Below are 14395 nucleotides of genomic sequence, written 5' to 3'. Positions count from 1 at the left end.
AAACGGCTTTTTCATATATAAATTAAAAAACTTCTATTTCTCAATCTCAGAAAGATTCTCTACTTTTTTGTAAGCCATAAAGCCTTTAATATCTTCAAAATGTTCTTTCACTCGTTTGTTACCAAACTCAAACACTTTCTCAGCTAATCCATCTAAGAAATCACGGTCGTGAGAAACCAAGATAACAGTTCCCTCAAAATCATTCAAAGCTGCTTTAATCACATCTTTGGTTTTCATATCCAAGTGGTTGGTAGGCTCATCCAATATCAAAAGATTCACAGGTTCTAACAACAATTTAATCATTGCTAAACGCGTTTTCTCTCCTCCAGACAACACCTTTACTTTCTTATGTATATCATCTCCAGAGAACATGAATGCTCCTAATATATTTTTAATTTGTGTACGAATATCTCCTTCTGCAACACGATCAATCGTTTCAAAAACTGTTAGATCTCCGTCTAGTAAAGAAGCTTGATTTTGAGCAAAGTATCCGATCTGTGCATTGTGTCCTATTTCCAATTTCCCTTCATAGTCAATTTCATTCATGATCGCTTTAATCATCGTAGACTTACCCTCACCGTTCTTCCCAACAAAAGCCACTTTCTGACCGCGTTCTATCACAAGATTAGCATCTTTGAAAACTACATGTTCATCATATGCTTTAGACAATCCTTCTACAACAACAGGATATTGACCCGAACGAGCAGCAGCAGGAAATCGCAAACGCAAAGCCGAGTTATCGATTTCATCTACCTCTATTATATCCAATTTCTCTAGCATTTTAACCCTAGATTGAACAGAAAGCGTTTTGGAATAAGTTCCTTTAAATCGTTCAATAAATTCAGTGGTCTCAGCAATCATCTTTTGTTGCTCTTCATAAGCTTTCATCTGATGCGCTCTACGATCTTGACGTAACACTAAATAATCAGAATACTTAGCTTTATAGTCATAGATTTTCCCCATAGTAACCTCAATCGTTCTATTGGTAATAGCATCAACAAATGCACGGTCATGGGAAATCACCATAACTGCTTTCGCTGAAGTCATTAAAAACTCTTCCAACCATTGAATACTTTCAATATCCATATGGTTAGTAGGCTCATCCAATAAAATCAAATCTGGTTTTTGAAGTAATATTTTAGCCAATTCAATGCGCATTCTCCATCCCCCACTAAACTCTGAGGTTGGACGACCGAAATCCTCTCTAGTAAAACCTAATCCTTTCAGAATTTTCTCCACCTCAGCTTCATAATTAACCTCTTCAATAGAATAGAACTTCTCGCTCAATTCAGAAACGCGTTCAATCAGCTTCATATAAGCATCACTTTCATAGTCTGTGCGCACAGTCAACTCCTCATTGATGGCATCAATTTCAGCTTTCATATTAAAAACACTAGCAAAAGCCTTAGAAGTTTCCTCCATAACAGTCGCATTGTCTTCAGTTAGCAAATGCTGTGGTAAATAAGCTATAACCGCCTCCTTAGGAGCCGCAATACTTCCTGTAGATGGTTTATTGACTCCTGCTACAATTTTTAATAAAGTAGATTTCCCTGCACCGTTCTTACCCATTAAGGCAATTTTGTCATTCTCATTTATAGAAAAGTTCACACCACTAAACAAAGTAGTACCCCCAAATTGAACTGAAATATCATTAACTGTAATCATGTGATAAGTATTATTCTTAGTCTGCAAATATACTATTTGTAGTAAAATGAACTCTATAATTAATTTAGAATTCAAATTTAAATAAACACTTATCTAACTAGGGTAAAAACAGAAGTTACACTTTGATATAATCTCCTTAAATGCCTGTAAAAAAAAGAATGGAAAAACAAACGTCTTTCCATTCTTTTAAACAAAACAAAACCACACTTTAGCCACAAAGTGTTTTATCTTAAAATAGTTATTTAAAAAAACTACTTCTATATTCTTATTTTTTGTGTCTTAATAAATCTAACACTGTTTTATAGTTTGTAGTATTTATGTCCTTAACACTTTTCACTACCAACAACTCATGATAAATTAAATCCCTATATCTAGCATCAAAATTAGAAAGATCCATTTGTAACTTATTACTAACATACAATCCATCTAGCTCCTTATCATCAGTTAAAATCTTAACCAATACATCCCATTTTTCATTTTTTAATTCTAGATACTTTCTAAGCATCTTAGAATTCTTTTTTGTTTTGACAATTTTAAGTAGAAAATCCACTAATAACGAAATTAATGCTATTACTATTAGTAATAAAGCTATTTTTTCCCAGAAACTCAAAGGGGATAAAAAATTAAGAAATAACTTCATAATTCAGCATTGAAAGATTATATAAAAAACAATTTGTTAAAATAATTAAATCATCCGTCATAAGTTTTTATATTTAGCTAAAGAATTTCGTTTTACTTCAATAAAAACATAAAAACAAACACAATTAATCAATATACCTTTAATAAATATACATTAAAACACGTATTTAAATTAAATTTCAACAAATATAACAAAGTAACATTCAATTCTCCTAAATTAATTCGCATTTTTATATATTTTTCTCCTTTTTTTATGTTCTGAAAAATACATATATTTATAATATATTAATATACATATAATTACAATATAGTTGTTTTTATAAAAAATTCACAATACGCACCATTTTAAACACAAACAGTTAAAAACATCGAATATAATAATCAGTTTCAAATAAAATATTTATTATAAAACTTTTACTCTTACTTAAAATTTTAACAATGATATTTTCTTTATTAAACAATTGACAAAGCTTCTAAAATACAGGTATACACATACTCTAAATCTTCTTTAGAAATACTATAAGGTGGAACTAGATATACAATGTTTCCCAAGGGCCTCATCAAAATACCACGTTCTAAGAAGAATGGATATAATTGTTTATGGATATCACTAAAATAAGACGTTTCATCACTTATATTCCATTCCATTGCGAAAATAGTGCCACATTGGCGAACAGATTTCACTTTCGGATGATTTTCTAATTTCTCAACAAACATTTTATGTTGCTCTACAATCCTTTCTATATTTGATTGTGTTTCTTTATTTAACAACAAATCCAAACTCGCCAATGAAGCCGCGCAAGCCAAAGGATTAGCTGTAAAAGAATGACCGTGAAATAGTGCTTTCGTAGTATCATTATCATAAAAAGCTTGATAAACCTCATCCTTACAAGTCGTTATTCCCAAGGGCATAGTCCCTCCAGTTAATCCTTTAGAAAAACACATAATATCTGGTTTTACAGATAGTTGATTTGCAGCAAATAAAGTTCCTGTACGTCCAAAACCTACGAATATCTCATCTTGAATTAAAAGAACCTCCTTCGATTTAAAATAGCTCATCAATTCAGAAAGACAGTCCGCTTCATGCATCAACATTCCTGCTGCTCCTTGAACTAAGGGTTCGTATACAAAGCATGCGATATCATCAATATATTGATTTAGATAGCTTTTAGTTACTTCTAAATTATCTACAGTAGGAGCATCTATAAACAGTACGTCAAACAATAATTCTCCAAATGGCTTTGTCCAAATTCCTCTTCCACTAATAGACATCGCACCGAAAGTATCTCCGTGATACGCATTCTTAAATGCAACAATTTGTTGCTTTTTCACCCCTTTATTGTAGTAATATTGCACAGCCATTTTTAGAGCGACTTCAATAGCTGTTGATCCGTTATCAGTATAAAATACTTTAGCTTGATTTCTTGGTAATAAAGAAAGCAAACGCTCCGATAATTCAATTGCTGGTTTATGTGTAAAACCAGCAAAAATAACTTGCTCCAATTCCAATAACTGTTCACTAACTTTTTTAGCTATATAAGGATGAGCATGTCCATGAAGCGTCACCCACCAAGAGGAAACAGCATCAATATATCTTTTTCCGTTTGCGTCATATAAATAAACCCCTTTTCCCTTTACAATAGGCACTATACTCTCTGCCCCCTTCATTTGTGTATAAGGATGCCAATTAACTTTATAGTCTCTTTCTCTTAATTCTTCTTGTAGTGTTCTCATTATATGTTTTTTAAATAACCATTCTCTTCTATTAACTCATCGATATATATATAATTCATGTCTTGAGGTAAAGCTCCTTTTATCGCTCTAACTGTATATGGATTAAACTCTCCATTAAACACCACGCTATAAATAGATATACCTCTTAACTCAAGAGCCTTAATTGACAATAAACTATGATTGATCACTCCCAGATAATCCCGAATAACCAATATCACCTCTAGTTGTAAATGAACTATTAAATCAATCATGTATTCTTTATCATTTAATGGTACGAACAATCCTCCTGCTCCTTCTACAATTAAATTATTATCGATTTGAGGCATTTCAAAATCATTGAGTTTAATTTCAATTCCTTCCACAGCTGCGGCTTCATGTGGAGAAGCAGCCCTTTGAAAAGCATAACGCTCTTTATGAATTCTAAAGATATTATTAGTCCACCGGTAGACTTTCATACTGTCTGTATCCTCTAAATCTCCTGCTTGAATAGGTTTCCAATAATCCGCCTTAAACTTAGACACCAATATTGATGACACTACGGTCTTACCCACACCCGTTCCTACTCCTGTTACAAATAATTTCATATTAATCCCTCTTTTCTATGTTCTAACATTAGTTTCAATAGTACATCTATTTCATTTTTGTTGTTATGTGCGTGTAAGCAAATACGGAAACGCTCACTTCCTAGTGAAACAGTGGGTGCTTTAATTAAAACACATTTAACTCTTGCTCCTTTAATTTTATCCAAAAGAATGGTTATCTCTTGCAAATACTCTAAATCTATAATTTGAATAGCACTTGAAGTACAAGGAAAAAAAGAAGAAAAACATTTTTGATAATAAGCGATTACATCAGATAAGCAGTTCATTCGAAAATCATTATTTTCTAAATAAGAATAAGAATACCTAATGCTCAAAGCCATTGAAGAGGGAGGAGCCGTACTATATATAAAAGAAGAACCAAAATTGATTAGCATCTCCTTTAAAACCGCGCTACCTAGAATCGCTGCACCATGAACTCCCATAGCTTTACCATATGTAACAGTGGTTGCAAAAACAGCATTTTGTAAATTATATTCATTTAGCACCCCTAAACCGTAAACACCTATAGCATGAGCTTCATCAACAATCAAATATGCATTATATCGATCACATAAAATGACCAGCTCTTTTAATGGAGCAAAATCCCCATCCATAGAATACAAACTTTCTACAACTACAAATACTTCTCCCTTAGCTTTATTAAGCTTTTTTTCTAAATCATATAAATCATTGTGTTTAAACTTCCATTTTTTTGCCATAGATAACTGACATCCATCATGTATTGATCGATGTACAAATTCATCAACAATTACAGTAGATCGATACGTGGGAATACAACCTAAAAGAGCCAAATTAGCATCATAGCCAGATCCAAATAACAAAGCTGCTTCAACCTGATGTTTATCAGCAATAAACTTCTCTGTTTCTTCCATTACTGAAGTATTTCCACTAATTAGACGAGAACCTGTACTACTTGTCAGACTATCTAGCTTTTCTTTCAATTCTTCAAAAAGCCCTTTTTGAAAATCATTATCCCTACTCAACCCCAGATAATCGTTTGAATAAAAATCTATTCCCTCTGTTTCTGTTAAACTCAACTTTCTAAAAGAATCATTCTTCAATCTTTCTTCCAATCGTCTAGTCAAACTTAATGGTGTTCTATTCATGCTGTACAATCTCTCCTTTTATAGATTCTATCCACTCATCAAAAAGCATTTCTTCCATTTTTATAATTTCATAAGCGTGTTCATTCCAATCCTTCAAATAAGAATCTAATTGAGAAATCATTTCTTCCAAATGACCTTGTTCTTCTATAATAATAGACTTCACCATAATCTTTGATTCATTAGCATCTAGAACCTCTTGATAAATTGGATATAAAACATCTGCTCTCAACTCAATAGCATAGGTTACTAATAAGTAAGCAGCATAACGTAATTCTCTCCCTTCCAATCCCAGGACTGTTTTAAGATAACGACCACACAAAACGTCTAGTTTTTTAAGGTATTGTTGAGTAGAAACTGGTGCAATCAAAGTATTCCATTCATAAGTTTCAGGAAAAGGTATCGGCAGTTTTTTTAATTGCTTTTTAAGGTAATAAGCGTGTCTGTGTTCTTCAGCTGCATGTTTTAACTGAAGATAAGAAACTGCATAAGTATCCTCAGAAGCGGATATTTTTCGAGCACCTGCGTTTTCAAGAAACGAGAGGGAGTTTAACCATTTTGCGTGTAGTTCATGTGTTTTCACTAAGGTTGTTAGTAATTGTTGCATAGTTCAATAATTTTATGGCAAACCTATACCTAGTTAACTTATGGTCCGGATACCAGTTTTAAGATAATTAGTAGTCCGGAATTTTAACTTTCTCGCATTTTTTGTTTTTCGAGACTTGGGTTAGATTATAATTTGAGTAATTGAAAATATTTATTTGGAACTGGAACTAGTGAGCAGTGAACGAAACTTCAATAATGTAAATATTAAACTGCAAGATGCTAATCATAAAACTTTTACATCTAACTTTCAAGCTCCAATATTCACACTCCATCAAAATCGATTGGCAAGAATGCAAAACCGCACTTAATAAACCTCTAGTTTATGCCATACGTATCAGCAACCTAACATGCAATCGCTATATATCCGATTTGTCTTCTAGTAAAATTCGATCACACACCGCTAGCGCTACGGCTACAACTGACTGACATTACGCTTTAGAGTAAAAGGAGACTAGGAGTTGACTGGAGGGATCCATGGAATATCAAGTTTTTTATTAACAACAGATTATTACTTACCTAAAGGTAACTACTTTCTTTTGTATAGTAAGATTTTGTAATTTTGTAATAGTAATTTAAATATTGATTACACAAGTAGATCAAATCAATAAATTCTGAAATTATATTATTTCATCTAAAAAAATACTTTTAAGAATATGAAAAAACCAATAGCCTATTCCGTTCTTGAACTCGCAATTGTTTCTCAAAACAGTACCTTTAAAGAGACCTTAAATAATTCGTTAGCATTAGCAAAAGTGGCAGAAGAGACCAATTATACTAGATATTGGTTTGCAGAACATCACAATTCTGATTCAGTTGGTAGTAGTGCAACTTCGGTTCTTATAGGATATGTAGCTGAAAATACTAATACAATTCGAGTTGGGTCTGGAGGGATTATGCTTCCTAACCATTCCCCATTAATTATTGCAGAACAATTTGGAACTCTTGCACAACTTTACCCTAACCGAATTGATTTAGGATTAGGTAGAGCTCCTGGAACAGACCAACTAACCGCACAAGCTATTCGCTCTGACTTTATGCAAGCAGCGCATTCCTTCCCTGCTGAAGTAACTAAAATTGAAAACTATTTTTCTAAGGAAAACAGCACTTCTAAAGTTCGTGTAGCTATAGCCGAGGGTGTTGATGTTCCTATCTACATATTAGGTTCTAGTACAGATAGCGCTCATTTAGCTTCTCAGAAAGGTTTACCTTATGCGTTTGCTAGTCACTTCGCCTCTACTCATTTAATGAATGCTTTACATATTTATCACAATAATTTCCAACCTTCTGAACATTTACAAACTCCGTATGTTATAGCTGGTGTAAATGTGATAGTAGCAGATACAGACCAAGAAGCTCAAAACCTTTTCACTTCTTTAATTAGAATGTTTTATGGTTTATTAACGGGAAACACAGGTCGACTTCATCCACCTACAGAATACGATGATGAGTTACAAAGTGTTTTTAATCATCCACAAGTACACCAAATGCTTAAATATTCTTTTGTGGGTAGCAAAGCAACAGTTCGTAAGCAAATAGAAGCATTTTTAGAAGAAACCCAAGTTGATGAATTAATTGTTGTTTCAACGATGTATAATTTGGAGGACCGATTGAAATCTACTAGATTATTTGCTGAATTAATGGACGACATCAACGACACTAATCAATAGAGAGATGGATTCGAAAAAAGCATATTGTGAGTGTATTAATACCATAAAACCAGTTCGAGATGCATTGGATGTTATCAATGGTAAATGGAAACTTCCTATTATTATATCCATCACTGTTGGCAATGATCGCTTCACGGATATTCAAGATAGCATTGGCGGAATATCCCCTAAAGTTCTAGCTAAAGAACTGAAAGATTTAGAACAACACAAACTGATTAAAAGACAGGTGATTGAAGATTACCCTGTTCGAATTTCTTATAGTTTAGAACCGTATGCTGCTACATTAACCCCAATTATCCAAGCTTTAAAGGAATGGGGAATTAATCATAGGGAAAAATTATTACCTTCAAAGTAACGGGATTTTATTTTTGCATTTTAGTAGCTATAAAAAACATCTTATTATCTTTATTGGGTAGTAAGGTGTTTTTATTATTAACACCCTTTTTTAAATAAATTATAACGGCAAGGATGAGAAATAAAATTACTGTAGCCACAGTGTTTTTAGCAGGAATAATAGTAGTGTCATGCAAACCGAAAATCACTGAGGAAAATTCTAATCGGACTGAAATTACCCTAAATGAAAATGTTGCGAAAATTTCTAAACCAATTCCATACACAGAAGCAAAGCATTACTTTGTAAAAAACACTTATATCAACAATCAAATCGAAGAACTGAAAATTACAAATTCAGAAGAATTCTACCGTATATTCGGAATGGCAACCGTAATGGGTAAAGATGGAATGCCTACTCCTATTGATTTTTCTAAACAATATGTCTTAGCAGTAATTGATTTACCAACAGAATTTTCTATAACGCTGAAATTAAATACTCTAAAGCAAGAAAACGATTCAATCATTGTCGATTATCAATTAGAAGAAGGGGAAAAACAATCTTATACATCACAATCCTCGTTAGTAATTCTGGTTAATCAAGAATTTAAAGGAGAACCTAATTTTCAGAGAAAACAAAACACAAAACTCTCTCATTTAAAAAGTTAATATGGGGGTTTTATTTAATGCTCGACAAAATTATGAATTTATTATATATAACTCTCTACTTCATCTTTTTCCTTATCTTCAAATTGGCCTAAAAAGACCAATTTGAAGATATTGGCCTTTTTAGACCAATTTGAAGTTATTGGCTTTTTTAGACCAATTATATTTTGTAGTTTCGTTTAAAAGAAATCATTATGATAGCAGTAGTAACAGGTGATATTATCCATTCCAGAAAAGTGAATCCAGAAATATGGCTACCAAAACTTAAAGACTTTTTCGAAAAAAATATTGATGATGCATTGTCTTGGGAAATATACAGAGGCGATAGTTTTCAATTTGAAATAGAAGTAGAAGAAGCTTTAGAAATGGTTTTATGTATAAAATCTCTAATCAAGTCAAATCAATTGATAGATGTTAGAATGTCTATAGGAATTGGTGCTAAAAACTTCCAGGGCGACAATATAAAAGAATCATACGGTACGGCATTCATCAACTCAGGAGAGAGTTTTGAATCGCTTAAAATTTATACACTAAACATAAAAAGTCCCTTTGAAGATTTTGATACTTATTTCAATACTCTTTTAAAATTAGTTAGCTTTATATCTGACAATTGGAAACCAGTTACTTCCGAGACTATACATTTATCTTTAACCAATAGAAACTTACTTCAAAAAGAAATTGCTGAAAAATTAAACAAAGATGCTACAACTGTAAACAAGGCCCTTAAAAGAGGTGCATATGAAGAGATGCTTGAAGTAATAAACCTATATAAGCAAAAAATTAAATTATGCTTGAATTAATACTAAAAATTGGAATAGCTCATTTATTGGGAGACTTTGTTTTTCAATCAAACAAAATGGTATCAGACATTTCTAATCGAAAGTTCAAGTCTATATATCTTTATTTGCATATTCTAATTCACTTTGTATTAATTCTTCTATTTACTTCATTTGAGGCTAAATATGTTTTTCCAGCTATTGTTTTATCCTTGTCTCACCTAGCTATTGATTCGCTGACAAAAATTGGACTGTCAAATAAGATAAATTCGGTTTATAACTTTATAATAGACCAAGTATTACACATCTGTGCAATCGCCCTCTTTGTTAATCATTTCGAACCATTTACGATAGAATTTAGACAAATTTTCAATAATGAAATCTATCTATTCATAATGGCAATTATCCTAATTACTTCTGTCTCGTCTATTGTAATCAAGAAAACAATGGATACTTTCAACTATCCAATCCCAAACAATGGATTAAGAAATGCAGGTAAATATATCGGTATGCTTGAAAGGTTATTCATATTTGCTTTTGTTACAATGTCTTTTTGGGAAGGAATAGGTTTTTTATTAGCAGCTAAATCAATTTTCAGATTCGGCGATTTAAAAGAAAATAAAGAGATAAAACTAACTGAATATATTTTAATAGGAACCTTGTTAAGTTTCGGTATTGCAATAACAATTGGTTTAGCCTACAAATATTTCAAACCTTTTATAGAGATCTAATCACTTAAAAGCAATATCTATCATTCTCACTTCCTGAATTTTTACAATTACAACAATCGCATAATGAGTAGCTTGCAACTCACAAATTCTATAAAATCATGCAAGAAAATTCAAAAAAACTAAAAGTTTTTCTAACATTACTATTAGCTACAAACCTTATATTTATGGGGTTTATAGCATATCTATTGTGGTATAATCACACCGATATAATACAGTTCGAAAGAATAGATATCAAAGGTAAAAATGGCGAAAACAGAATTGTAATTTCAAATGAAAGCCACATTCCCTCTCCTATTGTCAATGGAAAAGAATACAAAAGAAAAATGACTCCAGCAGGTCTAATCTTCTATGATAAAAATGGAAGTGAACGAGGTGGACTGGTTTTCTCTGATCAGGATAATACAAATTTAAATGTCATTGCTTTCGATTATCAAAATGCCGATGCCATTGGGATTTATTCACAAGACAATGCACTTACTGATGATTTCAAAGCAGGTCTAACCATAAATGACAAGGATCTTTCAGGCAAGCCAGGTTATAACATCAACAGAATTAATCTAGTTACAGAAAACGGCAATGCTTCTTTGGTAATGAAAGACGCAAATGAAATACCAAGACTTATTTTAAAAGTGGATAGTTTAGGAACTCCCTCCATTGAAATGTTCAATAAAGATGGACTAGTAACATGGAGGCCTCCAATAAAACAGCTAATCCCCTAGATTCAAAACTATATCCCCTGTTATAAAATGAGTAATATAGAAATCTTTAAAACTAATGTTCAAACTGACAATGAAGCAGAAAAGATATTAAAATCACTATTAAAGTTGTATACATCATATACTATGAATTTTGATCTTGAAGACAAAGAAAATATTTTAAGAGTCCTTTCTTTACGACTAGATATAGAAACTGATTCTATAATAAGTCACTTAAATACACTAGGATATAATTGCGACTTAATTAACCATTCATGAAATTTTAACAATTTTATCGCTTTGAAATAAATATGACAAACTCTTTTTAAGTAACTTTAAACATCCGTAAAAAGAATATAACAAACAGTATTAAAGCACCTTACTAATTGGAAGTACATTATTAACCTTCAAAAACAACAAATATGAGCTCTAATCGTTTATTTCAATTCTCTATAAATAGAGAAGAAAAAGCAATTCACATATTACGCGAATTTGAAGCCAGTCTCGAATTAGTCTGGCAAGCTTGGACCACTGCAACACTATTAGATCAATGGTGGGCTCCTTTACCTTATAAAAACAATACAAAGTTACTAGACTTCAGAAAAGGCGGTGTTTGGCATTATGCAATGATTGGACCTAACAATGAAACACATTGGGCTAAGTTTGATTATGAAGACATACAAGTAAACAAAAGTTTTTCTGGATCAGATGCTTTTTGTGATCAAGATGGAAACGTCAATACAGATTTTCCAAGAATTCACTGGAATTGTATTTTTAGTCAAAAAGAAGATAAGACTACAGTTAACATAACCATTACATCTGGTTCAATTGAAACACTTGATAAATTACTTGAAATGGGATTTCGACAAGGATTCACTATGGGGTTAGATAATCTAGATAAACTACTAATTCAACTCAAAAGTAGAACTTAAACTATTGCCAAGAAATAGTTTAAGTTATTGTATTATATAACTTATAGACAGATATAAGGGTGTTCTTATATTTTACACCCCCACTTTTATTTTCAACTTATCTGGTATAGAAACATTTAGTAAGAATCATTATGAATGAAGGAGATAACAATATAATATTTTTTGAAAAAGATATAAATCACAAGAAGCGATTAGAATATAGATTTCCTCCTTCTGAGACCTTGAGGTTATTCATTAAAGAATATATGATTTTAGAATGTAATAACAGTATGATTCTAGAAACTTTACCTAGTACTTCCTTTTCTTTAAATTACATTTTAAAGGGAAGTATACATCTAACTCACGATGATGGAACTATAATTAACCTCCCTAAAACGGTCTCTTTTGGCATAACTAGAAGGTTTTTACATTTCACTTTTTCTGATTTCGTTACTCTATTTGTTGTGATTTTCAATCCCGGTTTTGCCTCATCTATAACCGAAAAACCATTAAATGAGTTTTTTGAAAGATTTATACCTATGAATGAGTTTTTCGATCGCAAAACTAATACAACCATTCTTCAACAACTCCAAAATAAGCAATCTCATAAAGACATGATTGCTATAATAGAACGCTTTTTAATTGGTAAAATAGTTTTAAAAGAACGTGATACTATTATTTATGATTCAATTTTAAAAATAAAAGAAGAGAAAGGATTGATTTCAATCAAAAATATGGTTAGCGAATTACCAATTAGTAGAGATACTTTCGAAAAAAGATTCAGACACCAAGTCGGAACTTCTCCTAAAAAATATGCAAGTATTGTAAGATTTAGAAACATATTTAAAAAATCTTTTGAAAATAAAAACTTAACAGAAATAGCACTAAACGCAGGTTATTATGATCAATCTCATTTTATAAAAGATTTTAAAGCTTCTACTGGTAAACTCCCTTCGGATTATCTATAACCAGTATGTTATCAATATTTCAAAAGTTATTAATAATCATCCTCTAGAGTAAAAAAAGAATGAATACATAGGGTTAAAGCCTCGTTTTATTTACTTTAGTAATTCCTATAACAACATTCCATAATGGATATTAATTTAATTGTCACCACTCTTATCGCTGGAGGATTGCTTTTATTATCATTCTTAAAATTGAGTAATGTCATAGCAGTAAACAAAAAAGCAAATATATATTTTGGTGTCTTTGTTTTTCTCTGGGCTACCTTTTGGCTAGACGAAATGATATTACCTCAAGATTACAATCCATTTAAATTTTATATACTTGCTCTAAGATTTATACAATTTTTAGTACCTCTTACATTTTTTTTAAGCGTACAATTCTATACAAATCCAAATTTCAGTTACTCCTTAAAAGATATTAGATTTCTCATTCTCCCACTTTTATTTCTAATACTACTTTCTCTCAATAAATATATTCAAGAAGACGTATTTAATGTAATCTACCTTTCACTTATACTTAGTAACTCCCTTTTCTACACAGTATTATCTTATATTAAAATACAAAAACATCAAAAAAACATAGAACTTTTTTCTTCTGACATTGAATCCAGAGATCTCAGATGGTTAAAATATATTATCTATTCCTTTCTAGCTTCTGCTTTGCTTATAATATTCTATAATATAATAGCAACAGCTGAGCGTTTAAATATTTATATCAACCTATGCTTTTTAATCATTGTTTATTTAGTTTCATTTTACTCTATTAGACAAAAAGAAATTTACCCAAAAGGTCTAAATATTAATGAAACTTTAGATGATAATAGTTTTGTAAGTACCTCCGATGATACTGAAAGAATAAAGAGAATGAGCGATATTGAGCTCAACAAAATAATGGAAGATTTATTGAAACTGATGGATGATGAGAAACCTTATTTAGATAGTGAACTCAACCTATTAAGACTCTCAGAAAGATTATCTATATCTAGTCATCAACTCTCCTATGTACTAAATGAAGGTTTTGGAGAAAACTTCTTTTATTTTATCAATAAGTATAGAGTTCAAAAAGCAAAAGAGCTACTTATTGACCCTAAATATGACCATTTAAGCATGATTGCAATCGGTTACGATGCTGGCTTTAATTCAAAAACATCTTTTAATACTACTTTTAAAAAAATGACTCTATCTACTCCAACAGAATATAAAAAAAAATGTTCCAAGTCATAAACAAGAACACATAAAACACTATATACAAACACATTACAAAGCAAAATAATTAAGTTGTTCTAAACTATAAATTGGAGCATA

15 protein-coding genes are annotated in these 14395 nt (G+C 31.2%); 9 read left to right on the top strand and 6 right to left on the bottom strand.

The features are described from left to right. Positions 1–33 precede the first annotated feature (33 nt). The 6 genes from abc-f to BM024_RS00400 form a co-directional block, all read right to left on the bottom strand. Positions 34–1665, bottom strand: a complete 1632-nt coding sequence (abc-f, locus tag BM024_RS00425; protein WP_090677469.1) for a ribosomal protection-like ABC-F family protein — start codon at positions 1663–1665, stop codon at positions 34–36. 265 nt (positions 1666–1930) lie between these two features. Beyond that, positions 1931–2170 (bottom strand): hypothetical protein, encoded by a 240-nt coding sequence (locus tag BM024_RS13595; RefSeq protein ID WP_143077687.1) that lies wholly within the window; start codon positions 2168–2170, stop codon positions 1931–1933. Between the two features lie 587 nt (positions 2171–2757). Then, complete coding sequence (bioA, locus tag BM024_RS00415) at positions 2758–4038, bottom strand: adenosylmethionine--8-amino-7-oxononanoate transaminase (RefSeq protein WP_090677465.1); 1281 nt, start codon at positions 4036–4038, stop codon at positions 2758–2760. Further along, positions 4038–4622, bottom strand: a complete 585-nt coding sequence (bioD, locus tag BM024_RS00410; RefSeq protein WP_090677463.1) for a dethiobiotin synthase — start codon at positions 4620–4622, stop codon at positions 4038–4040. Before bioD ends, bioA begins: the two co-directional genes overlap by 1 nt. Next, positions 4619–5746: an aminotransferase class I/II-fold pyridoxal phosphate-dependent enzyme gene (locus BM024_RS00405; RefSeq protein ID WP_090677461.1), complete on the bottom strand. Its 1128-nt coding sequence runs from the start codon at positions 5744–5746 to the stop codon at positions 4619–4621. The genes bioD and BM024_RS00405 overlap by 4 nt, the downstream gene beginning before the upstream one ends. Next, positions 5739–6350, bottom strand: coding sequence for a hypothetical protein (locus tag BM024_RS00400; RefSeq protein WP_090677459.1), 612 nt, complete (start codon positions 6348–6350; stop codon positions 5739–5741). Before BM024_RS00400 ends, BM024_RS00405 begins: the two co-directional genes overlap by 8 nt. Positions 6351–7002: 652 nt before the next feature. Here BM024_RS00400 and BM024_RS00395 point away from each other — a divergent pair. The 9 genes from BM024_RS00395 (at position 7003) to BM024_RS00350 (ending at position 14314) form a co-directional block, all read left to right on the top strand. Continuing rightward, positions 7003–8016, top strand: a complete 1014-nt coding sequence (locus BM024_RS00395) for an LLM class flavin-dependent oxidoreductase (RefSeq protein ID WP_090677456.1) — start codon at positions 7003–7005, stop codon at positions 8014–8016. Positions 8017–8020: 4 nt separating this feature from the next. Continuing rightward, complete coding sequence (locus BM024_RS00390; RefSeq protein ID WP_090677454.1) at positions 8021–8371, top strand: winged helix-turn-helix transcriptional regulator; 351 nt, start codon at positions 8021–8023, stop codon at positions 8369–8371. Between the two features lie 113 nt (positions 8372–8484). Next, positions 8485–9015 carry a hypothetical protein gene (locus BM024_RS00385; RefSeq protein ID WP_090677452.1) on the top strand — a complete coding sequence of 177 codons (531 nt, stop codon included), beginning with the start codon at positions 8485–8487 and terminating at the stop codon, positions 9013–9015. 191 nt (positions 9016–9206) lie between these two features. Then, entirely contained in the window at positions 9207–9812 is a 606-nt protein-coding gene (locus tag BM024_RS00380; protein WP_090677450.1) for a hypothetical protein, read from the top strand. After that, the gene (locus tag BM024_RS00375; protein ID WP_090677448.1) at positions 9800–10519 is read left to right on the top strand and encodes a DUF3307 domain-containing protein; all 720 of its coding nucleotides are present in this window, start codon (positions 9800–9802) and stop codon (positions 10517–10519) included. The genes BM024_RS00380 and BM024_RS00375 overlap by 13 nt, the downstream gene beginning before the upstream one ends. A gap of 164 nt (positions 10520–10683) precedes the next feature. Beyond that, positions 10684–11238 carry a hypothetical protein gene (locus BM024_RS00370; protein ID WP_143077686.1) on the top strand — a complete coding sequence of 185 codons (555 nt, stop codon included), beginning with the start codon at positions 10684–10686 and terminating at the stop codon, positions 11236–11238. Between the two features lie 398 nt (positions 11239–11636). Beyond that, positions 11637–12146, top strand: coding sequence for an SRPBCC family protein (locus BM024_RS00360; protein ID WP_090677441.1), 510 nt, complete (start codon positions 11637–11639; stop codon positions 12144–12146). Positions 12147–12277: 131 nt separating this feature from the next. Next, a complete protein-coding gene (locus tag BM024_RS00355; RefSeq protein WP_090677438.1) occupies positions 12278–13093 on the top strand; it encodes a helix-turn-helix domain-containing protein in 816 nt (271 codons plus the stop codon). 123 nt (positions 13094–13216) lie between these two features. Continuing rightward, complete coding sequence (locus BM024_RS00350; protein ID WP_090677436.1) at positions 13217–14314, top strand: AraC family transcriptional regulator; 1098 nt, start codon at positions 13217–13219, stop codon at positions 14312–14314. The last annotated feature ends 81 nt before the right edge of the window (positions 14315–14395 follow it).

Source organism: Myroides guanonis (genome assembly GCF_900114085.1).
GTDB lineage: Bacteria > Bacteroidota > Bacteroidia > Flavobacteriales > Flavobacteriaceae > Flavobacterium > Flavobacterium guanonis.
The sequence above is the reverse complement of the archived record's forward strand: the minus strand, read 5'-3'. Positions and strand labels throughout refer to the sequence as shown.